Annotated in this window: 17 protein-coding genes and 7 tRNA genes; 20 read left to right on the top strand and 4 right to left on the bottom strand. The window is 39.2% G+C overall.

Translation table 11 applies throughout. From position 1 onward, the window contains the following. Positions 1-691: 691 nt before the first annotated feature. Entirely contained in the window at positions 692-871 is a 180-nt protein-coding gene (locus BUB77_RS30200; protein WP_084124820.1) for a hypothetical protein, read from the bottom strand. Positions 872-977: 106 nt separating this feature from the next. On the opposite strand from BUB77_RS30200, the gene BUB77_RS27775 reads away from it, so the two are divergent. From BUB77_RS27775 to BUB77_RS27705, 14 genes are all read left to right on the top strand, one after another. After that, positions 978-1,280 carry a rhodanese-like domain-containing protein gene (locus tag BUB77_RS27775; protein ID WP_073280430.1) on the top strand — a complete coding sequence of 101 codons (303 nt, stop codon included), beginning with the start codon at positions 978-980 and terminating at the stop codon, positions 1,278-1,280. A gap of 128 nt (positions 1,281-1,408) precedes the next feature. After that, positions 1,409-2,578, top strand: a complete 1,170-nt coding sequence (locus BUB77_RS27770) for a THUMP domain-containing class I SAM-dependent RNA methyltransferase (protein ID WP_073280429.1) — start codon at positions 1,409-1,411, stop codon at positions 2,576-2,578. 295 nt (positions 2,579-2,873) lie between these two features. Beyond that, a complete protein-coding gene (locus BUB77_RS27765; protein WP_073280428.1) occupies positions 2,874-4,079 on the top strand; it encodes an N-acetylmuramoyl-L-alanine amidase in 1,206 nt (401 codons plus the stop codon). A 108-nt stretch (positions 4,080-4,187) separates the two neighbouring features. After that, positions 4,188-4,781 (top strand): XTP/dITP diphosphatase, encoded by a 594-nt coding sequence (locus tag BUB77_RS27760; RefSeq protein ID WP_073280427.1) that lies wholly within the window; start codon positions 4,188-4,190, stop codon positions 4,779-4,781. Between the two features lie 42 nt (positions 4,782-4,823). Further along, positions 4,824-5,306: a metallophosphoesterase gene (locus tag BUB77_RS27755; RefSeq protein ID WP_073280426.1), complete on the top strand. Its 483-nt coding sequence runs from the start codon at positions 4,824-4,826 to the stop codon at positions 5,304-5,306. Between the two features lie 757 nt (positions 5,307-6,063). Then, on the top strand, positions 6,064-7,239 hold the full coding sequence (locus BUB77_RS27750) for a tyrosine-type recombinase/integrase (RefSeq protein WP_073280425.1): 1,176 nt from the start codon (positions 6,064-6,066) through the stop codon (positions 7,237-7,239). A gap of 204 nt (positions 7,240-7,443) precedes the next feature. Beyond that, a complete protein-coding gene (locus BUB77_RS27745; RefSeq protein ID WP_073280424.1) occupies positions 7,444-9,114 on the top strand; it encodes a methyl-accepting chemotaxis protein in 1,671 nt (556 codons plus the stop codon). Between the two features lie 481 nt (positions 9,115-9,595). Beyond that, a tRNA-Pro gene (locus tag BUB77_RS27735) sits at positions 9,596-9,670 on the top strand. A 34-nt stretch (positions 9,671-9,704) separates the two neighbouring features. After that, positions 9,705-9,775, top strand: a tRNA-Gly gene (locus tag BUB77_RS27730). 26 nt (positions 9,776-9,801) lie between these two features. Further along, positions 9,802-9,875 (top strand) — tRNA-Arg (locus BUB77_RS27725). 89 nt (positions 9,876-9,964) lie between these two features. After that, positions 9,965-10,038 (top strand) — tRNA-His (locus BUB77_RS27720). Between the two features lie 16 nt (positions 10,039-10,054). Beyond that, positions 10,055-10,126, top strand: a tRNA-Gln gene (locus BUB77_RS27715). A gap of 55 nt (positions 10,127-10,181) precedes the next feature. Further along, positions 10,182-10,254: transfer RNA gene (locus tag BUB77_RS27710), tRNA-Lys, on the top strand. Between the two features lie 18 nt (positions 10,255-10,272). Then, positions 10,273-10,352, top strand: a tRNA-Leu gene (locus BUB77_RS27705). 271 nt (positions 10,353-10,623) lie between these two features. On the opposite strand, the gene BUB77_RS27700 is transcribed toward BUB77_RS27705, so the two are convergent. After that, on the bottom strand, positions 10,624-11,619 hold the full coding sequence (locus BUB77_RS27700; RefSeq protein ID WP_073280422.1) for a LacI family DNA-binding transcriptional regulator: 996 nt from the start codon (positions 11,617-11,619) through the stop codon (positions 10,624-10,626). A 195-nt stretch (positions 11,620-11,814) separates the two neighbouring features. Between BUB77_RS27700 and BUB77_RS27695 the strand changes: the two genes are divergently transcribed. From BUB77_RS27695 to BUB77_RS27680, 4 genes are all read left to right on the top strand, one after another. Beyond that, positions 11,815-13,131, top strand: coding sequence for an extracellular solute-binding protein (locus tag BUB77_RS27695; RefSeq protein ID WP_073280421.1), 1,317 nt, complete (start codon positions 11,815-11,817; stop codon positions 13,129-13,131). Positions 13,132-13,178: 47 nt separating this feature from the next. Then, a complete protein-coding gene (locus tag BUB77_RS27690; RefSeq protein WP_084124818.1) occupies positions 13,179-14,177 on the top strand; it encodes a carbohydrate ABC transporter permease in 999 nt (332 codons plus the stop codon). Further along, the gene (locus tag BUB77_RS27685) at positions 14,164-15,009 is read left to right on the top strand and encodes a sugar ABC transporter permease (protein ID WP_073280420.1); all 846 of its coding nucleotides are present in this window, start codon (positions 14,164-14,166) and stop codon (positions 15,007-15,009) included. Before BUB77_RS27690 ends, BUB77_RS27685 begins: the two co-directional genes overlap by 14 nt. A gap of 76 nt (positions 15,010-15,085) precedes the next feature. Continuing rightward, complete coding sequence (locus BUB77_RS27680) at positions 15,086-16,846, top strand: glycoside hydrolase family 13 protein (RefSeq protein ID WP_073280419.1); 1,761 nt, start codon at positions 15,086-15,088, stop codon at positions 16,844-16,846. 154 nt (positions 16,847-17,000) lie between these two features. Here the strand turns inward: BUB77_RS27680 and BUB77_RS27675 are convergent, their stop codons facing one another. After that, positions 17,001-18,140 (bottom strand): glycosyltransferase family 2 protein, encoded by a 1,140-nt coding sequence (locus BUB77_RS27675; RefSeq protein ID WP_073280418.1) that lies wholly within the window; start codon positions 18,138-18,140, stop codon positions 17,001-17,003. 39 nt (positions 18,141-18,179) lie between these two features. Beyond that, positions 18,180-18,329, bottom strand: coding sequence for a hypothetical protein (locus tag BUB77_RS30195; RefSeq protein WP_170866775.1), 150 nt, complete (start codon positions 18,327-18,329; stop codon positions 18,180-18,182). A 677-nt stretch (positions 18,330-19,006) separates the two neighbouring features. On the opposite strand from BUB77_RS30195, the gene BUB77_RS27665 reads away from it, so the two are divergent. Beyond that, the gene (locus BUB77_RS27665) at positions 19,007-20,296 is read left to right on the top strand and encodes an aspartate aminotransferase type Ic (RefSeq protein ID WP_073280416.1); all 1,290 of its coding nucleotides are present in this window, start codon (positions 19,007-19,009) and stop codon (positions 20,294-20,296) included. A gap of 246 nt (positions 20,297-20,542) precedes the next feature. Beyond that, entirely contained in the window at positions 20,543-21,796 is a 1,254-nt protein-coding gene (locus tag BUB77_RS27660; RefSeq protein WP_073280415.1) for a BMP family ABC transporter substrate-binding protein, read from the top strand. The last annotated feature ends 123 nt before the right edge of the window (positions 21,797-21,919 follow it).

Genomic DNA, 21,919 nt, shown 5'->3' with positions numbered 1-21,919 from the left:
AACATTACATATATATACATTTCTTATATTGACTTTTTACCCTATCCATTATATAGTGGTAGGTATCAAAATAAGGATATTGTTACATCTGTTAGATAAATTTGGATATTGAATATACATAAATTAACATAAATAATGATACATTTCATAGCGATTTGGTATGATATGGAAAAAGGCAGGAAGATAACAGTATTGGAATAAAAAGAAAGTTTGAATATCAAGAACTTATAGAAAAAAATAATTGTCCAATGTGATGGGATAAACAGATATTCAGAAAAATTGAAATTTTTAAGAAAATTTAAGGTAAGGTGTGCTTTATGACGGTACTTAACCACAAAATGAAACAACCGCCAAGGGGGAGCCAAGGCGGTTGCTTCGATGAGGGGAGTATAAATAATTAATAAGGGGTTATATAGTGCGTTAGAAAATCATTCGATCTCTCTAACACAATTACATTATAATACATAAATGCTATTTATGCAAGATACATGAAAAAAAAAATGAAAAAATTTTCTTAATTTTTCTTAATAACTAAGAAAAGTTGAATTAGAGACGATTTGGATAAAGTAAATCTTTATAAAATTGGATAAGCAATGCATATTTCATTTTAAATAGGTCCATAATATTTGTGTAATTAGAACAAAAAAAGATTTTTAGGAGGACTTTTAAAAATGACAAGCAATTATAACGATTACTCATCAAATGCTGAAAAGAACACTAACAGCAAGAACACAACATCCAGCTCAACATCTAACACAACATCAAAGAATACGAATTCTTCCAATTCTTCTAAGAATAATGCGAAGAATACAAACTCATCTAATTCTGCTCGTAATACAACAAAAGAATAATCAAAAATGTGAACAAACAAAAAATAAGCCTTCCGTTAGGCTTATTTTTTGTTATATGCACATTACGAGTTCATAGCACAATTGGATTTACAGCGAATATTATAATATCAAAGCGCAGGTGATATTATGACTTTTGAAACTATACGTGCAAAAGATATTGTACTTTACATAAGAAGAGCTGATACACAGATAATAGATATTAGGGAGCCGATGGATTACAAACAGGGGCATATACCATCAGCTATCAATATACCCTATGATGATTTTGAGAATGGACAGAGGAACATACCCAAGGATAAGCTTTTGATTCTGTATTGTGAAAGAGGTAATTTAAGCCTTTTGCTTGCAAGAGATTTAAGCAACGAGGGTTATATGGTCAAGAATATTTACGGTGGGCTAAACGCTTACCGGGGGTATCTGGAACAATAAATCCGACAGAATGTGAATTGCAGCACAATATTAGTTCCCGGTTATTTATTGCATTGGTTAAAACCTTATGATATAATCTATTGGCAGTTCAATTTGCCGTTAACGAAAGGATAAGAGAGTACAATCAGATGAGTCAGTATGAATTTATAGCACCATGCCACTTTGGATTAGAAAGTGTCCTGAAAAAGGAAGTAATGGATCTGGGTTATGAAATTAAACAAGTGGAAGATGGTAAAGTTATCTTTACGGGAGATGAGACCGCTTTCGCCAGGGCCAACATATTTCTTAGGACAACAGAACGAATACTCCTTAAGGTAGGCAAATTTAAAGCAGAGAGTTTTGATGAACTATTTGAAAAAACAAAAGCCCTCCCATGGGAAAATTATATACCTAAGGACGGCAAGTTTTGGGTAGCCAAGGCTACTTCTATAAAGAGTAAAGTGTTTAGCCCTTCCGACATACAGTCTATTATGAAAAAAGCTATTGTCGAAAGGCTTAAGCTGGTTTATAAGATGGATTGGTTTCCGGAAGACGGAGAGCAATATCCAATTCGCGTTACTTTCATGAAGGATGAAATTACAATAGGAATAGATACCTCGGGAGAATCTCTTCATAAGAGGGGATACCGTAAGATGGCAAGTAAAGCACCAATTACGGAGACTCTTGCAGCGGCTCTGATTATGCTCACACCCTGGAAGGAAGACCGGATTCTGGTAGACCCTTTTTGCGGCAGCGGTACAATACCGATTGAGGCAGCTATGCTGGGGGCTAATATAGCGCCGGGAATGAATCGCTCTTTTTTAGCGGAAAACTGGAAGCTGGCACCTAAAAAAGTCTGGTATCAGGCCATTGAAGAAGCAAATGATGTAAGAAAAAAGGATGTCCCAATGTCGATACAGGGATATGACATTGATGGAGATATTATTAAGGCAGCAAGACAGAATGCCGTCCTGGCGGAAGTGGATAGCTATATCCATTTTCAGCAGAGGCCCCTCAGTGAGCTAAGCCATAGTAAGAAATATGGATTTATTATTACCAATCCTCCTTATGGAGAACGGCTTGAAGACAGGGAAGCACTGCCGGCCCTTTATAAAGAAATAGGCAAAGTGTATGCAAAGCTGGATTCATGGTCCATGTTCCTGATAACAAGCTATGAAGATGCAGTAAAATACATTGGAAGAAAAGAAGATAAGAACCGTAAGATATACAATGGAATGCTCAAAACCTATTTTTACCAGTTTATGGGACCGCGTCCTCCGAAAAAGAGTAATACATTATCAAATGATGAAAATGAATAATAGGATTAAGAAAAAAGCTGCTAAATGGCAGCTTTTTTCGTTTATGTGATGGCGTAATAAAGTTGTAAATTCTCAACCCAATACCCAGTTCTAATACCCAGTTCTAATACCCAGTTCTAAAACCCAATTCAAATTTCCAGCCTTATCCAGTCATTCTTTTTCTGATACTTATTACCCAGAAGAGAAAAATACGGCAATAGCAGGCCCATAAGCCTCAGCCGCTCTGTAAAATTATTTTGTATATTGTAGAAAAATAGGATGCATAGTATAATCTTTCTAACAGGGGGATTACTAGATGGGAGAGAAAGCACTAAAGAATATAGCTGTCTTTACATTTATTCTGATGCTGTCTGTAATACTGTTATCAGTGTTTATTTCCTATGAAGCAGGAGAAAACAGTCAGAATTCTGCTTTTGCCAGAGTGAGGCCCACACTCTATGAACATAAGAATAAAAGTAAGGATTATCTATCCACTGCCAAAGAATTAAAAGACGAGCTTGGTGAGAAATATATTATAATAAAGAATCCTGGAAATAATAATACCTATTCCGTAAGCGAAGATTACACGAAGAAAGAAATAACTCTTACAATAAATGGCTTAAAGGAAGAGAATCTGACAGATAATGAGGTTGTAAGAGTAAATCAGGACGAGGTATACAAGGGGGCAGTGGAAAAGGAAGAGTTAGCGCGGAGCGGATTCCTCATACCGGAGGTCTTATCTGCCGGCGGTGAAATTTCCAATTATGGAACGGTCCCTGAATCCCTTAAAGCAGATCCTGTGAATGGCTTTACTATTCGTTATGAAAAGCTTGATGACAAAGAGTATAAAGCAGATGTTCATTTTAAACTGGATCATGTATATGCACCGGTTTTGTATGAAGAAGAGGGGCAGATATATGTAGCCTTAAAAGAGCCTTCCAAGATCTATCGAAACATTGTAGTTCTTGATGCCGGACATGGAGGGAAAGACCCGGGGGCTAAAGCTCTGGACAGCTCCTGCTATGAGAAAAGCATTAACTTAAAAATTCTTCAGGATTTAAAAAAGATACTTGACCAGGAGGATATCAAGGTTTATTATACCAGAACAGAGGATGAAACAGTATACCTTAATCCCAGGGTAAATCTGGCGAATGAAACGAAGGCAGATTTGTTTTTAAGTATACACTGTAATTCCAGTGAATCCTCACTGCCCAGAGGAGTAGAAGTATTATATAAGAGCAACTGGAAACAGGGCGGCTTTACCTCAGAACGGCTTGCCCGTATTGCTTTGGAGGAATTGAAAGGAATTTCCGGATATGTTAACAGAGGCTTAGTGGCCGGAGATGAGATACTGATTATTCATAAATCCCAGGTTCCTGTAGCATTGCTTGAAGTAGGATTTCTCTCAAATAAAGAGGAATTGTCCCTTTTAAAATCCAGGGAAAAGGAAGAGGATATAGCAAAAGCTATTTCTGTGATAATAAAGAAATCCTTAGAGGAAATAAATAGTGCTGGACAATAAATTAAATAGACAGCGTCGTAAGATAGATTAAAAAAAGCAAATAGAAAAAAGTAATAAAGGACCATAAGGAAAATTGCAGGAAAGAAACCGCAGAAAAGAGGGAAAGCAATGCATAGAATAATATTTGCTACTGGCAATGAAGGTAAAATGAAAGAAATTCGCATGATTTTAAAGGATTTGGACTGCCAGGTGCTATCTATGAAAGAGGCGGGGATAGAAGCAGATATTGTTGAGGATGGTACGACATTTGAAGAAAATGCTATTATAAAGGCCAAAACCATTATGGAAATGACAGGTGATATTGTTCTTGCAGATGATTCCGGTCTTGAGGTGGATGCAATGGATAAGGCACCGGGAGTATATTCGGCAAGGTTTATGGGAGAAAACACCTCCTATGACATTAAAAATAATTATATTTTAGAACAGGTAAAGGGACTCCCCATGGAAAAAAGAAGTGCAAGGTTTGTATGTGTGATAGCCTGTGCCTTTCCGGACGGAAGAATATTAACCACCAGAGGAGCCTTTGAGGGATTTATTGGAGAGAGTATTGAAGGTGAAAATGGATTCGGCTATGATCCCATCTTCTGGGTGCCGGAATTCGGCTGTACTTCTGCGGAGCTGTCACCGGAAGTAAAAAATGAAGTCAGCCATAGAGGTAAAGCTCTTAACAGTATGAAAGATAAATTAAAGGATTTGTTATAAAAATATGATAGAAAGGTAATGTGGACCAGAACATAAAAACCTATGAAAGTTTTGATAGTAAGTGATTCTCATGGAAGGTCTGCCAACCTTGAGAAAGTAATTCAAAAAGTTAGCCCTATTGACTTAATGCTTCATTTGGGGGATTTTGAAAGCGGAGCGGACTATATTAGTCTGTTTGCGGCTTGCCCGGTGGAATTTGTTGCTGGTAACAATGATTTTTTTGCTGATGCTCCAAAGGAAAAAATTCTCGTATTGGGAAATCATACTATTCTTATGACACACGGGCACCGCTACGGTGTTAACTTTGGGACAGGAAGAGCAAAGGAAGCGGCCCTTCAGCAGGGTGCTGATATTTTATTATATGGGCACACCCATAAACCTTCTATTGATCTGAGTTCCAGCGTGTGGGCAGTAAACCCGGGCAGTATAAGCCAGCCAAGACAGGAAAATGGAAAACCTTCCTATATTATAATGGATATTGACCCAAAAGGAATGGCTCATTTTACACTTAATTATCTTTCGTAATGAAGATATTAATACAATTCATTGCAAAGGGAAAGTCTGGTGATTGGTTAGAGGTGCTTGTATGAAATTGATTAATAAACAAAAAAATCAATATAGTTTCACCATATAATGATTCGTGCGTCACGAAAACCGCATATAATAAAGCCTAACGGGATGTTGCGCAGCTTGGCAAGCGCGATTGATTTGGGAACCTGTTAGGTGGGAAGAAAAGTTTAAGAAGATAAAAATAATATAGTTTTTGATAAATTACACTACTGATTGTAAAAAGTCAGTAGTTTTTTTTGTGCATTACTAAATAATTGAAAATAATATCAAAAACAGGCGAAAACAGAAAAATAAACTCGAAATATAATAGATTAACATTAAGGTTATTAGTATAATAGTGGAGTAAATTTCAATCTGTTTTGGAAGGGTTTTAGAGACTTTAGATGATTAGTAAAGCGGCAGCCTATATTCCTAAGACTGCCGGATGATTAAGATAAAGACGTTCAATAGACTCATGATTTTTGATTAGAAAACATGCAAAAAAAGACGCAGTATAATTCATACTGTGTCTCATTATTTTTACAAAATTCAACATAATTCTATTATACATTATCTTTTTTTGTGTGTCAAACAGTTATGAAATAATAATCCATAGGAAAAAAAAGTATGTAAACGAATTTTAGTAAGAATCAAATGGGGAAGTGGAAGAGAAATATGATATTTTCGCCGTCAATCAAAACGTCACTCATAGCAATCGAAAGGAGCAATTATTATGCCACGAAGAGGAGAAAATATTTATAAACGCAGGGATGGCCGCTGGGAAGGGAGAATTTTGAAACCAGATGGAAAATACTTGTATTTTTACAGTAAAAGCTATAAAGAAGTGAAAGAAAAAATGAAAAAAAACACGAAAAAAAGTACGGAGGATAAGCCCGATAAGAACATTAATCAGTCTGTAACTGCGCAGATGCTATTTCAAACATGGCTGGAGGAATACGTTGTACAAAAGGTAAAACCAACTACTTATGAAAGTTATTACCATTGTTTTCATAAGTATGTACTTCCTTATTTTCAGCAGCCAGGTAATGAGTATATCACAAAGGACAGCATTCAAGGCTTTGTACAAATGTTGCAAGAAGATTCATCAATTGTGCAAACTTCCAAAGCTAGAGTACTATCAATCTTTAAATCCGCATTAAAACAAATATTACAAAATTCTCAGGAAAGCTATTTTCTTGTTGAGTTAGTCAAATTTCCAAAGGTTTATTATAAAGAAGTACAAGTTTTTGCAATGAATGAACAACGTTTAATAGAATATGAGGCGTTACGTTCTAAGGATCAACGCTTGTTAGGGATTATATTATGTTTCTATACAGGAATACGATTAGGAGAACTTTGTGCTTTAAAATGGAGTGATATTGACATGGATACGGGAATTTTGTCTGTTAATAAAACGGTTTCACGTATTAAAACATTCCAAGAGGAGGGGAATAAGACCAGACTATTGGTAGGCACTCCTAAAAGTCGTAAATCTTTTCGAAAGATTCCATTGCCATCCTTTTTACTAAAAATGGCTATGGAAAGCAGAAACAGAACAACAAGTGAAGATAACTATGTACTTACAGGTAAAGATGTTCCAATTGATCCTCGTGTTTATCAAAAGCTTTTTAAAAGAGTATTACAAGATGCTGGAGTGAAAGAAAGAAAATTTCATGCCATTCGCCACACTTTTGCAACAAGAGCATTGGAACTGGGTGTGGACATTAAGACCCTTAGTGAATTACTAGGACATTCAAGTGTGGGTATTACACTTAATATCTATGCACATTCTCTCATGGATCAAAAAAAGATAGCAATTGATAAATTTAACGACATGCATCTTACGAACATGAATGGTGCCTTAATAGCCGTTACTAAGTCCGTCAAGGTAGCGTCCAGCTTAGTATAATCAACCTTTTCGCAAAAAAGACACAGTATGAATTATACTGCGTCAATATAAAATAGTCGACAGGATTATTATTCCACAATTTTGTCTGGAATAAAATAGAAAAGTCCAAATTTAACTACTTCCAGTATTTAAATGGGATGGCTGCTTCTAATTAGTACGAAATTTAACATCCCATTTAAATATTAAAATAATAGGAGGAGTTTCATGAAGGATTTTAAAGATTTTAGTATTGCACGTAAGCTATTAACTGGTTTTTTTGCTATGGTAATCATAGCGCTCATCATTGGTGCAATGGGTATATATGGAATGATAAAGATTAATAATATGGATACCTATTTGTATGAAAATCAAATGGCACCTGTTAAAAATCTATCAAATGCAGTAATGAATTTATATAAGATACGTATAGACACCAGAGATGCAGCAATTAATGCAGGAGATTTAGAAGTGATTGAAAAGTTAAAGCAAAATTATTTAAACGAGAAAGAGATTTTCCTGGCTGACTCGGAAGAATATAAAAAATCAATTACAAATCCTGATACCCTTGAGCTGTTAGTAGAAGCAAACAATCTGTTTGAAGAAAGTTATGATCCCATCATACAAGAATGTTTTGATAAAGCAGCTTCCGGCAATAGTGAAGGAGTGACAGCTTTACTTGATAAAGCATCAGGTATTGTACAGAAAATATTTGATAATTATGATAAGATCTTGGATAAAAGGATGGAATCTGCAAAACAGACAAGTGATTCCAATGGATCTACAGCATTTGCGTTGACAATTATACTGATTATTATCTCAATATTTGGTGCACTTGCCGCAATACTGTTAGGATTGAAACTTTCTCGTATAATAAGTAAGCCAATCGAACAAGTAGTTGCAGCTGCAAAAGAAATTTCTAATGGACGAGTAGATATTAAATTAGTTGGTATTGATTCAAAGGATGAAACAGGGCAGCTTGCAGTGGCCTTTACTGAAATGGTGGAAGGAATACAAAAGCAGGTAAGAGTAGCAGAACTTATTAGTTCCGGTGATTTTACACAACAGGTTCCACTTCGTTCCAAAGAAGATGTCCTTGGTTTGGCATTAATAAAAATCGAAAAGGATTTGAGCGAAACGTTAAATGCTATTAGTGTGGCGTCAGAGCAGGTGAATGCTGGAGCAGGACAAATAGCAGATGCAGCACAATTATTAGCGTCTGGAGCGGCAGAGCAAGCGGCTACAGTGGAGGAAATAAACGCTTCTATTGAAAATGTAGCAGAACAAGCAGAACAAAATGCCCACAATGTAAGAAAAGCTGCAGAGTATGTATCACAATCAGAAGAAGGAATACATAATGGAAATGCACATATGCAAAGTCTAAATAGTGCAATGGATGAAATCAGTAAGGCTTCTGGTAAAATTTACGATATTACAAAAATGATTGAAGAGATTGCTGCACAAACGAATTTACTTTCTCTAAATGCAGCAATTGAAGCAGCTCGCGCAGGAGATGCAGGAAAAGGATTTGCAGTAGTGGCTTCAGAAGTAAGAGATCTGGCAAAACAGTCGGCAGATGCGGCGAAGCAAACGTCAGAGTTGATTCAAAAATCTGTAGATACTGTAGCAGAGGGTGAAAGACTTGCAGCTGAAACTCTTCTTATATTAAATGATGTAGCACAGCAGTCGCATTTAGTAAGTAATGCGATTCGAGATATTGAAATGGCATCATCAGAACAAGCGGCAACCATTGAACAAATCAATGAAGGCATTACGCAGGTGTCAGCTGTTGTACAGACAAATGCAGCAACGGCAGAAGAAAGCTCCGCATCAAGTGAGGAGCTTGCAGCTCAGGCACAATCATTAAGAGCTGAAATTGGAAAATTTAAAATGCAGTAAAGTGGAAACAAGAGATAAGAGACGATGGAAGGATTTGTAATATGATGCTATAACAAAGAAGACAATTAGCAGGGGTGATTTTTGGAGAATAACACTAGGTGATTCAAGCATATAGGTAAAAATGGGCGTGTTGCAAAACTAACTTTTTATAGTAAGGACGCAGCGCGTCCTTACTTATATGCAATAGAAATAGGACATTTCTTATAATGTCCTTCATATATTTTAGTTTTATATGTATTAGACCGTACTTTATAGCACTAATTACTTCCTTAGTTCTAAGTAATTTTTTTATTGAATGTAAATGAAGTCCTAGCCTTTTAGAGTTCTCAGTCTTAAAATAGGGATTATTCAACAAAATTCCTACTTTTTACTACCGAATTGAATAAATTAATAAAAAAACTTAAAAAATTCGTTGACAAAGAAGCCCTCATCCTATATAATGATTCTTGCGTCACGAAAGCCACAAGAAATAAGGCGCTGACGGGGTGTGGCGCAGCTTGGCTAGCGTGCTTGATTTGGGATCAAGAGGTCGCAGGTTCGAATCCTGTCACCCCGACTTTGTTAGTGTGACTGATGATAAAATTTAATATGCGGGTGTAGTTCAATGGTAGAACACTAGCCTTCCAAGCTAGATACGTGGGTTCGATTCCCATCACCCGCTTGATGTACAAGTTGTACATCTTATGTGTGCTAGTAGCTCAGTTGGATAGAGCAATGGCCTTCTAAGCCATGTGTCGGGGGTTCGAATCCCTTCTGGCACGTTTTATCTTGTCTAGGCATATACCAGCAGTGGGATAAGACAGCCATGCTGTGTTTACAATATGGATAAGATAAGGTGTTATTGTTTGTGGTGGGTATAGCGCAGTTGGTTAGCGCGCCAGATTGTGGCTCTGGAGGCCAAGGGTTCGAATCCCTTTATCCACCTTGGTAATAGTACCATTGGGCTGTCGCCAAGCGGTAAGGCACAGGACTTTGACTCCTGCATTCGCTGGTTCAAATCCAGCCAGCCCAGTCAGCCTATGACAGCTGAAATGAGGGCACCTGCCGCAGGCGGTGTAAAAATAGTTGGGATATTAGCTCAGTTGGTAGAGCACTTGACTTTTAATCAAGGTGTCCCGGGTTCGAATCCCGGATGTCTCATTTTGTAATAGAAATTAAGCGGATGTGGCGGAATTGGCAGACGCGCTAGACTTAGGATCTAGTGGGATACCGTGCAGGTTCAAGTCCTGTCATCCGCAGTCATTATTTAAAAGCCTTGTATTTCAGGGCTTTTTTTTGTTCCCGTTCTAGGTCAGCTTACTTTAAATGCGCTTAACTGTAAAAGAATTCAAAAGTGATAAATTCATAAGGAAATAAATAATATTATAAGTATTACTAGTAAAGTAAATGCAAAGTGTTAGGAATCTGTTTATAAAACAAATTGGGTTTGAAATAATTAAATGGAACTGCCGAGCTGATATAACATAAATCTGCCCGGCAGTCTTTGCGTGATAGTATAGGAATAGTACCTTAAGCACATATAACCGGCAGGGTCGTATAGGTCTGTATCTGAAGAGAAGGATTTTCCAGCTTTCGAAGCAGCATATTACCGGCTTGAATACCCATGTCATATACATTGATGTCTATTACCACAGGTTTGGGGTCAAGGATTTTGGTATAGGGGTATAAATCAAAGGTCAGAAATGCGATTTCTTCCGGTACTTTAAGGCTTAATTTCTCTATGGCCTTAACGGTTCCCAGGGCAATGGTGTTATTCTCGCAGACAATAGCCCTGGGAGGCTTATTAGATTGCAGGAGAGCAAGGGCTGCCTGACAGCTTTCCTCAATGCCGGAATCTGTGTAGCAGATTTTATCTGCAGCAACCAGATAACCGTACTGATGCATGGTTCCAAGGAAGCCCTTCAGCCGTTGTGTGGAAATATAATCGGTCTGCCTGCCTCCGATAAATGCAATATCGCCGTATCCGCAGGAAATTAAATATTCGGCAGCTGTCTGCCCGGCCAGGGCATGGTTGGTATCGACCCAGCATAACTGGGTATCAAAGCCGGGATGGCCGATTAAAATGTGGGGAAATTGCTGTTTGGTAATCAGGTCCGCTATTTCCTTGTTAATAGCAGAACCGTGGATAATCATTCCATCCGCACATTTCTTAGACATAACCTTAGCCACGGATTCACCCTTATCCGTATCTGTGGAGGTATCCACAAGGGTAAGGGAATAGTTGCTTTCTGATAACACTTTATTAACGCCGCACATGATATCGAACATATGAGGGTTATGATAAGCCTCATCCTTGCTTAGAGAGGTCAGGTATACGATATTCTGTGTAGTCTGTCGGGCAAAGCTGACAGCTCGGGAATTGGGCGTATAGTTTAACTTACGGATAGTCTCCTGCACCCGCTCCGCTGTTGCCGGGGATATGGTCTTCCAGTTATTCAGCACCTTGGAAACCGTGGAAGTAGATACTCCGGCCTCTCTGGCAACATCACCAATGGTTATAGGCATGTTTTTCCTCCTTAAATACATACAGTTTTTTTATTATAGTATAGCGGTTTCCTTACAAAGTCAACTATTTTTACTAAAGTATAATTGACTATGAACCGTTTATATGGTAAAAATAACAGAAACAAACATAGAAATTGATTGTTTTGGAAAAGGGTGTTGGAAAACGATTTCCTAAATGTAAAGGAGGATAATAGTATGAAACGATTTGTTAAAGTTATTCTGTGCGGTTTGCTTGTGGTAAGTATAGCAGGCTGCAGTAAGAACAGCACTGTCAGTTCTGAGAAGGAACCGGATGCAGCAGATATCACAACTGAGGCGGATAAGACAGACCAGGGGGATAAAACAGCCCAGGAGGATAAGACAGCCAATGGGGAAAAAGAGCCGGTAGAGATAAAAATCTGGCATGACGGAGATGAGGCTATTATAAATAGCATTCAGACAAGTCTCAATGAAAGCTTAAAGGACAGTAAGATTACCGTTACCTTTGAGAAAAAGGCCGGACTTACGGACCAGATCAAGCTATATGGCAACGATGCCGCAAATGGTCCGGATATGTATTTTTATGCTAATGATTCCGTGGGAATGTTTGCGGAGATGGGAATACTGGCTCCAGTAACGGACCTGATCGGAGAGGAAGCTATGGCGGATTTATTGCCTATGACGGTCGAGGCAGGCACCTATAAGGAGAAGAAGTATCAGCTTCCGGTATATTTTGAAACCTTGCTGTTCCTTTATAATAAGGATTTATGGAAGGGAGAGGTTCCGAATACCACAGAAGAATTATATCAGTATATGAAGAAAAATACCGATACAGCAGCAGGTACCTATGCCCTTGTCAACCAGCATTCCACGGCCTATAATGTTTCACCGTTTATTAACGGTTTCGGAGGCTATATCTTAAACTCTGACGGTACTCCGGGCTTAAACAATACATTCACTAAGGATGCCATCGCTTATAATAAGAAGTTTGCAGACCTTGAGGCAGATGGTGATTACAATACGGTAAATACTTTGTTTAATGGTGGAAAAGCAGCAGCCATAATAGGAGGACCCTGGCTGATATCAGGAATTAAGGAAGCAGGGATAAATCTGGGCTATAAGTCTCTGTCCGACTTTGTTCTGCCACATGGCAGCAGACTGGCACCCTATGCGGGAGTACAGGGAGTATGTGTTCTGAAATATGCCGCAGAAGCAAAAAAGGAAGCAATCAGTGAAGTGTTAAAGGCTTTAGCCGGTAAAGAGACAGGAACGATGCTTGCGAAGAAATCAAGTTGTGCACCGGCCAATACAAAGTCATATGATGATCCTGAGGTTGCTGCCAATGAAATGATAGTAGCCATGAAGGAAACAGCAGATACGGCACAGCCCATGCCGAATGTTCCGGAGCTGTCTGTTATGTGGGCACCTACGGAATCTCTTCTGGCAGCTGTGAATAAATCGGGAGAAGACCTTAATAAGGCTGCGGAAAAATATCAGAAGGAAGCACTGACTGCCATTGCTGATATGCAGTAGGGCAGCAGAAATAAAGGTTTACTGCTAAGGAAGGAAAGGAATGTAGCATGAAAGGAAAAAAGAAGTATCAGCCGTGGCTGTATTCATTCCCGGCACTGGTTCTGATTGGCATCATAATAGTATTTCCCATCCTTTATACCGGTTATATATCACTGACCAATATGAATTTGTTTCATTGGCTGGATTATAAGGTCATTGGCTTGGAAAATTTCAGAAGGGCATTGTTTAAAGTGGATTCGGGCTTTCTGAAAGCTCTTCTGGTTACACTTGTCTGGACAGCGGTTAATATGGTGCTGCAGACGGTAATGGCTTATTTTATTGCACTGGGGCTCAATGCACCGGGGTTAAAAGCCAGAAGGCTCTATAAGACTCTGCTGATGTTTCCCTGGGCCATGCCGGCATATGTATCCATCCTGCTATGGCGGGTAGGTATGTATAATACGGAATTCGGCCTGATAAACAAATTTGCAGGTATAATTGGACTGCCCAAGGTAAATTTTCTTTCAGAGAATATTCCTGCCTTTCTTTCCTGTATGGTTTTAAACCTGTGGATGGCACTGCCCTTTATGATTATGATGTTTGACGGTGCCCTGCAAAGCATAGACAAATGCTATTATGAAAGTGCCAAGCTGGATGGCGCGGGATTCTTGCAGCAAAATATCAGCATTACCGTTCCTTTCATTAAACCGATAATGGCACCGGCTGTTATTATGACGACCTTTACCACCTTCAAGCAGTTTGATATCTTTTATCTGCTTACCATGCAAAAGGGTGCTTATACCGGGGCGACCATTCAGACAATTATTACCTATGCATACAAAAATGCATTTGTTTCCAATAACTACGGCCTGTCCTCTGCGGTGTCCATCATAATATTTGCTATTATCATAGTACTTTCCCTGGTTACCAACAGGGGAGTGGGGGATGAGCAGATGGATGGCATGGCCAGGCATGGAAGAGCAAAATACAGGCGGAGGGGAACTGCCGCAGAAGGAAGACGCACGAAGGGTGTGCGCAGGAATGAGGACAATCATGAAAAGGCATAAACTAAAAAGGACAGCGGGTTATACTCTGTTAAATATATGTTTCATCCTTCTGTGTTTCTTAGGGCTGATACCGATACTCTATGCACTTTCACTGGCATTAAGCCCAGGCAGCGCCGCACTGTCCTCCGGTATCTCTTTCCTGCCGGACAATCCGACCCTGCGTAACTTTAAAGCTATTATAGTAGATGAGCCTTTTCTGATATGGCTTAAGAATTCTGTGATACTAAGTGCCGGTACAATGATAATTGCCATGAGTGTTTCGGTAGAGGCTGCTTATGCTTTCTCAAGGTTTCGCTTTCCGGGAAGGAGAGGGGTATTAAAAGTGTTACTGCTATTAAATGCCTTTCCGCAGATTCTGTCCATGTTTGCCATTTTCCGTCTGTTTAAGCAGATGGACCTTTTAAACCGGCATCTGGGACTTATCCTGATTTATGCGGGGTCAATGTGTATCTTTGGAATCTGGAATATGAAAGGATATTTTGACACCATACCCCTTGAGATAGAAGAAGCCTCCAAAATTGACGGAGCCGGCAATTTCAAGCTGATGGCAGCAATCATTCTACCCTTAGCAAGGCCTGCCATTATTGTAACCTCCGTTATGGTTCTTATTTTTGTATGGAATGAATACCTGTTTGCAACTACCTTTATGTTAAATGAAAACAGTTATTCTCTTGCAGGAGGACTGTATCAGCTCCAGGCCGGGGACTATAGCAGGAGCTGGCCTTTATTCTCGGCAGCAGCCATTCTGGTATCCATACCAATTCTAATCCTATTCTTCTTTATTCAGAAGTATATGGTATCCGGCCTGACCTCCGGAGGGGTAAAGGGTTAATACCGGTACCAAATACCGGTCAGATTGAAAGAAAAGCAGTTTCACAAGGAAACTTACGACATGCAGGGAGGACGACATGAATAAAAGTGCAATTTTACATATACCCCAGTCCCAGTATGCTTTCCCAAACAGCGTGAATAGTATGACTATCCGCTTAAGGGCAGCAATAGGAGATCTGACTGCCTGTATCCTGTATATAGGTGACAGGGCCTGTACCAAAAGCCCGGTGCAATTTTCTCCTCTGCCTATGAAGCCTGTGGCGAGGGATGAGCTATTTGAATATTATGAGGCGGTCTTTGAGGTACCATTTAACAGGGTATGTTATTATTTCAGACTGGAATCCGGCGAAGAATGGACCTATTATTATGCTGACCGGTTCCAGTCGGAGCTGCCGGATATTCTTCTGGAAGGCAGAGTGATTGAGGGGCGGAGTGAATACTACCAATACCCCTATATTTTAAGGGATGAAATACCGGATGTACCGGAATGGTTTAAGAATTCCGTAGTTTATAATATATTTCCCGACAGCTTTGCTACGGGTAAGGAAAGCCTTACCATTCAGGAAAAACAAATTCCGTTAGAGGATGGAACACAGTCAAAAGCCCTTTTGGGAGGGACAATTAGGGGCATTCTTGAAAATGTGGGATATATTAAGGAAATGGGTTTTAACTGCATCTATTTAAACCCCATTTTTACGGCAGGAGAATACCACAAATATGACCTTCTGGATTATTATCATATCGACCCTTGCTTTGGCAGTGATGAGGATTTTAAAGAGCTGGTAAATGAGGTTCATAAAAATGATATGCATATTATCATTGATGGGGTATTTAACCATTGCAGCTGGTATTTTTTTGCTTTTGAAGATGTAATCAGGAACGGGGAAACTTCAAAATATAAAGATTGGTTTTATAAGCTTAACTATCCGGTAAACAGGCCGGAGTACGGCAGAGAGCCGGATTATGCCTGCTTTGCCTATGAGAGGAAGATGCCAAAGCTGAATACTTCCAATAAAGAGGTACAGGAGTATTTTACAGGGGTCTGCAGATATTGGTTAAGGGAATACAAAGTGGATGGCTGGCGCCTTGATGTGGCCAACGAAGTCTCCAGGGATTTCTGGAGGGCCTTTCGAATGGCGGCCAAGGAAGAAAACCCCCAGGCTGTCTTAATCGGTGAGGTGTGGGAGAATGCAGAGGAGTGGCTAAAGGGTGATGCCTTTGATTCTACCATGAATTATGATTTCAGGAAATATTGCAGGGAGTATTTCGCCTTTGGTAATATGGATGCCTTCGACTTTGCCGGTGCAGTTTCAAACATGATGCTTCGGTATCCCATTAATATTGCCCTGGGTCAGTTGAACCTGCTGGATACTCATGATGTACCAAGATTCCTGTCCCTTTGCAAGGGTGATATAAGAAGATGGAAACTTGCCTTTATCCTCCTGATGCTTTTTCCCGGTGTACCAAGCTTGTTCTATGGAGATGAGAAGAAGATAGAGGGCATTTCGGAGCCGGAATACAGAAGCCCCATGCCCTGGCAGAGCAAGGACCGGGAGCTGGAAGAATTTATAAAGAAAATTCTGGATATCAGGAAAGAATTCATCAGTGTTGAATCCAGTTATGAGGTGCTGCAGGCTGATAAGGAGAGCGGGCTGTATTCCTTTATCAGAGCGGGGGTAAAGGGAAGGCTTCTGGTATGTTTAAATGCACGGGATGGAGAAGAAAGAGCAGAAGTACCAGAAAGGAAAGAAATTTTATTGGAAGAATCTGTCGTTGGAAGTGGAAATCAATATATCAGAATATCGGATTTCGGATTTGGGATATATGTGATTGATTAAAGAAGTACAGGCAGCGGAGCTGAATAAATAAGGAGCAAAACGGATTATGTTTTGCTCCACTTTTTTATTGTTTCATTCCGGCTTTATTTGCGGAAAGTTTCAGTTCAGCATTAATCTTAGAGAGTTTCAGCTCAGCATTAATCTTAGAGGGTAGCTACTCAACTTTATTCTCAGAGAGTTTCTTCTCAGCGTTCTTTTCAGAGAACTTTTTCGCTGCTTTTTTCTCTGATTTATTCTCGGAAAGTTTCTTCCCTGCTTTTTTTTCGGAGGATTTCTTCTCGGTTTTCTTTTCATTGAATATTTTCTCGGATTTCTTTTCAGAAAGCTTCTTTTCGGATTTCTTATTCAGTGATTTTTTATCGGCTTTCTTATCCGCTTTTTTATCCGTAATGATGTTAATATCAAACTCCGGATCAAAGATTTGTGTTAGCGGAGAAGTTTTTTTAAGCTTTTCCGTTGATTTGGTATCGATTAAAGATTTCTTGCGTTTCCCGGTATCTCTGGCAACAGCAAGATAAAACATCTGTATGCGGAGTTTGTTTTCATCATATAAATCGATGCTTTTGTATAAATCTTTGTAATAGTCAAAAAGAATGCCCTTTGTGCGGATGGTCTGCCTGAGATTTACCTGGGTAGCTACAAGGCTTCCTTTTGTTTTGACATAATAGTATATTGGCTTTTTTACTACACAGACATCTTTCACATATTGCAGGTATTCCAGGTTGAACAGAAAATCTTCACACCAGTTTAAGTCTCTGGAGCATTTTAATTTATGGGATTTAACGATATCTGTCCGGAAGAATTTGTTCCACATAACACCATAGTAGAAATTAGCAGGTGCCTTCATCATGTATTCACCGAATTCCCGGCGGCTTATCAGGCCTTCTTCCGGTATATGTCCCTTGATATATATTTTGTGGTTTACGACCCGGTGATAGTCGGTAATTATCATGTCACAGCTGTAGGTTTCAGCCATAGTTACAAGGGTTTCGGTAGCATCTTTAACTATCCAGTCATCACTGTCTACAAACTGCATGTATTTGCCTTTGGCATTTTTCATCCCCAGGTTTCTGCTGTCGCTTACGCCGGAATTTCCCTTGTTCAGTATATGAAAACGCGAATCACTGTCTCTGAATTTTTTTAAGACCTTCATGCTGTGATCCTTGCTTCCATCGTTAACAACAAGTACTTCAATATTCTTGTAGCTTTGGTTTCGAATACTGGTTAAACAACGTTCAATTGTTTGTTCTCCATTATATAGCGGCACAATAATACTGACCAGCGGTTCCCCCATAATGATAAATCCTTTCTTAAAATTAAAATCTATTATTTATCAGATTGGTATTAATAAATTACAGATATGGTTAATAGCCAGATGCTTGATAACTGCCAGATGCTTGATAATTGCCAGAGGTTTGATAACTGCCAGATGCTTGATAACTGCCAGATGCTTGATAATTGCCAGAGGTTTGATAACTGCCAAATGCTTATAACTGGCAGATATTTGATAACCGGCAGATACTTGATAACTGGCAGATATTTGATAACCGGCAGATACTTGATAACTGGCAGGTACTGATGACTGGCAGATATTTAAAGCTGAAAAATTTGATAACTGACAATTATTTAATGAAAGGCAGATATTTAATAACTGGCAAGTATTTAACAACTGACAAACAGTTAATATTTATCAGTTGTTAAAAGCAACAAGTATTATGTATCTGATAGCATATAGCGTCTGTCAATTTTATAAGTGCTTTTATTATAACATTTTTTGCTATATATTTCTATGGCATTGAAAAGGGAAATGTATATGGCAACTCAAAGGAAATTGTGTTTGGCTAAAAAGTATCCTGCACTATAATAATATATATGGCAGCAGTATCAAAAGTATATTAGTTTATGAAATACATAGCGCCTGTGTGAAAATAATTGTATGCGATTATTTTTTAAATAGAAGAATTATTTAAAAGGAACTAATTTACAGTATAAATAAGCAGGGAATATGAGTTGCATAAACGGTCCTTATAAATGAGAAGTGACGAATGTAAAATTGATAAATATTTTGACAAAAAGGGTGAAAAAGGCTTGTTTTCCATTGCATGAGGATAAATTTTGTGATAGACTGACACAAATGGCAGTGCAAAGGAGGTCTTTTTCTTGAAAGCCTATAAAGAGATGTCCAGAGAAGAATTACTGGAATTAAGAGACGAATTAAAAAAACAATATAGAATGATGAGAGGGCTTAATCTGAGTCTGGATATGTCGAGGGGCAAGCCTTGTATAGAACAATTGGATATATCCATGGAAATGATGGATATATTAAACAGTTCCTCCGACCTTACCTGTGATGACGGTACGGACTGCCGCAATTATGGTGTCCTTGACGGGCTGCCGGAAGCAAAAAAGCTCATTGGCGATATGATAGAGGTTCCTGCCGAGAACCTGATTATATATGGTAACTCCAGTTTGAATATTATGTATGATGCTATTTCCAGATCTATGACCCATGGTGTTATGGGAAATACTCCCTGGTGCCGTTTGGACAAGGTAAAATTTTTATGTCCGGTACCTGGATATGACAGGCATTTTTCTATAACGGAATACTTTGGCATTGAGATGATTAATATACCCATGACAGAGGAAGGGCCGGATATGGACCTGGTAGAGAAATACGTATCAGAGGATGAAGCCGTGAAAGGAATCTGGTGTATCCCCAAGTATTCCAATCCTCAGGGAATTACGTATTCCGACAGGGTAGTGAAACGGTTTGCCAGATTAAAGCCTGCCGCTAAGGATTTTCGTATTTACTGGGATAATGCTTACAGCATGCATCACCTTTATGAGGATGATCAGGAAAACATCTTGGAAATCCTGGAAGAATGCAAAAAGGCCGGCAATCCCGATATTGTATATAAATTTTCCTCTACTTCCAAGATAAGCTTTCCCGGCTCCGGTGTGGCTGCAATTGCAACCTCACCAAACAATCTGGTCGATATAAAAAAGCAATTGGCAATTCAGACAATCGGTCACGATAAAGTAAATCAGCTGCGTCATGTCAGATACTATAAGGATATAAACGGTATTATTGAACATATGAAAGAACATGCAAATATATTAAGGCCGAAGTTTGAAACGGTTCTTACTATTCTGGAGACAGAGCTTGGCGGACTTGAGATTGGCAACTGGCATAAACCCAAGGGAGGCTATTTCATTTCCTTTGATACATTGGACGGTTGTGCCAAAGCAGTTGTTGAGAGGGCTCAGAAGGCGGGAGTAAAGCTGACTTCTGCAGGAGCGACCTATCCATATGGAAAAGACCCTCATGACAGCAATATACGCATTGCACCTTCCTTCCCCACCTTAAAGGATTTGACAACAGCCATGGAGCTTTTTACACTATGTGTGAAAATTGTAAGTGTTGATAAATACCTTACAGTACTTGGGTAAAGAGCTTGGCAACATTAGCCCAACGGAGGGAGTTGCATGTATTTTTAATACATACAACTCCTTTCTTTTATGAGACCATAAGATTTATTTTCCCAATGATACATATGCTTTTAGCATTATGTTATAAATGCAATCATGTGGTGAAGTATCCATGTGACTATTAGATTCCATATGGCATGGTGCTATAGGACAAGCATTTGGCTTAACCTACTGGCACTACAAAAATTTATAGGAGGAATAATTTTTATGAAGAAAGTGGTTACGTTATTGCTTGTATTTGCAATGATAGTCGGGATGATGACAGGATGCGGTAAAACGGATAATAAAAATACCGCAGGCAGTGATGCTGCAGCTGATACTGCAACTCCCGCGAAAAGCACCGCAGGCATTGACAAGTCCAAAATTAAGGTGGGTATTATATATATTGGCGATGAGAACGAAGGATATACTGCCGCCCACATGGATGGTATCAAGGAAATGATTAAAAATCTTGGTTTGTCCAAGGATCAGGTTATCGAGAAGACCAATATCGGTGAAGATGAAGCCTGTTATGATGCTGCCGTTGACCTGGCTGACCAGGGCTGCAATATTATCTTTGGCAACAGCTTCGGACATGAAACCTATCTGATGCAGGCAGCACAGGATTATCCCAAGGTTCAGTTCTGCCACGCTACAGGCTACCAGGCAAAATCCTCCGGTCTTGCCAATATGCATAACTACTTTACAGGTGTTTACGAATCCCGTTATGTATCCGGTGTTGTTGCTGGCCTTAAATTAAATGATATGATTAAAAACGGAACAATTACAGCAGACCAGGCTAAGATGGGTTATGTAGGCGCTTATAATTATGCGGAAGTTGTATCCGGCTATACTGCCTTCTATCTTGGCGCTAAGAGCGTTTGCCCTTCTGTTACCATGGAAGTACAGTATACCAACAAATGGGCAGATATGGCAGCAGAGAATGAGGTTGCAAAACAGCTTATTGCTGCCAAATGTGTATTAATCAGCCAGCATGCGGATACCACCGGTGCCCCCACTGCCTGTGAGGAAGCCAATGTTCCCTGTGTAGGCTATAACGTAGATATGACCTCTGTTGCACCTAACACAGCATTAACCTCCGCTACAATCAATTGGGGACCTTACTATACCTATGCCGTTAAATCCATTCTTGACGGTACTGCTATCGATACCGACTGGAGCCAGGGCTTCTCTGACGGTGCTGTTGGCATCTCTCCTTTAAATGATAAGGTAGTAGCTCCCGGAACAGCTGATGAAGTTGCCAAGGTTGAAGCAACCTTAAAAGATGGTTCCCTTAAGGTATTTGATACCAGTAAATTTACGGTTCAGGGCTCCAAAATCGAAGATTTAATCAAGGACAATGCAGACTTCTCCAAATATTCCGCCTATGTTTCCGATGGATATTTCCATGAATCAGAAGTGATTTCTGCACCTGCTTTTGATTTAAGAATTGATGGTATTACTGAATTGACGAAAAATTAACATCATATATAGCTTCATAATATGGTACTTGGATTGAAAAATGCTTTGCATTTTTAATCTTTCTATTTAAGCAATATCACAAGCAGGCTTGTGATATGCATGGGGATTGGATTGAAAAATGCT

It is taken from the genome of Anaerocolumna jejuensis DSM 15929, from assembly GCF_900142215.1.
Lineage (GTDB): Bacteria > Bacillota > Clostridia > Lachnospirales > Lachnospiraceae > Anaerocolumna > Anaerocolumna jejuensis.
This window is presented reverse-complemented; position numbering and strand designations above follow the sequence as displayed.

Coding starts and splice junctions, on each gene's coding strand:
- BUB77_RS27775 (WP_073280430.1), top strand. CDS start 978: ATGACTTTTGAAACTATACGTGCAAAAGATATTGTACTTTACATAAGA.
- BUB77_RS27770 (WP_073280429.1), top strand. CDS start 1,409: ATGAGTCAGTATGAATTTATAGCACCATGCCACTTTGGATTAGAAAGT.
- BUB77_RS27765 (WP_073280428.1), top strand. CDS start 2,874: ATGGGAGAGAAAGCACTAAAGAATATAGCTGTCTTTACATTTATTCTG.
- BUB77_RS27760 (WP_073280427.1), top strand. CDS start 4,188: ATGCATAGAATAATATTTGCTACTGGCAATGAAGGTAAAATGAAAGAA.
- BUB77_RS27755 (WP_073280426.1), top strand. CDS start 4,824: ATGAAAGTTTTGATAGTAAGTGATTCTCATGGAAGGTCTGCCAACCTT.
- BUB77_RS27750 (WP_073280425.1), top strand. CDS start 6,064: ATGCCACGAAGAGGAGAAAATATTTATAAACGCAGGGATGGCCGCTGG.
- BUB77_RS27745 (WP_073280424.1), top strand. CDS start 7,444: ATGAAGGATTTTAAAGATTTTAGTATTGCACGTAAGCTATTAACTGGT.
- BUB77_RS27700 (WP_073280422.1), bottom strand. CDS start 11,619: ATGCCTATAACCATTGGTGATGTTGCCAGAGAGGCCGGAGTATCTACT.
- BUB77_RS27695 (WP_073280421.1), top strand. CDS start 11,815: ATGAAACGATTTGTTAAAGTTATTCTGTGCGGTTTGCTTGTGGTAAGT.
- BUB77_RS27690 (WP_084124818.1), top strand. CDS start 13,179: ATGAAAGGAAAAAAGAAGTATCAGCCGTGGCTGTATTCATTCCCGGCA.
- BUB77_RS27685 (WP_073280420.1), top strand. CDS start 14,164: ATGAAAAGGCATAAACTAAAAAGGACAGCGGGTTATACTCTGTTAAAT.
- BUB77_RS27680 (WP_073280419.1), top strand. CDS start 15,086: ATGAATAAAAGTGCAATTTTACATATACCCCAGTCCCAGTATGCTTTC.
- BUB77_RS27675 (WP_073280418.1), bottom strand. CDS start 18,140: ATGGGGGAACCGCTGGTCAGTATTATTGTGCCGCTATATAATGGAGAA.
- BUB77_RS27660 (WP_073280415.1), top strand. CDS start 20,543: ATGAAGAAAGTGGTTACGTTATTGCTTGTATTTGCAATGATAGTCGGG.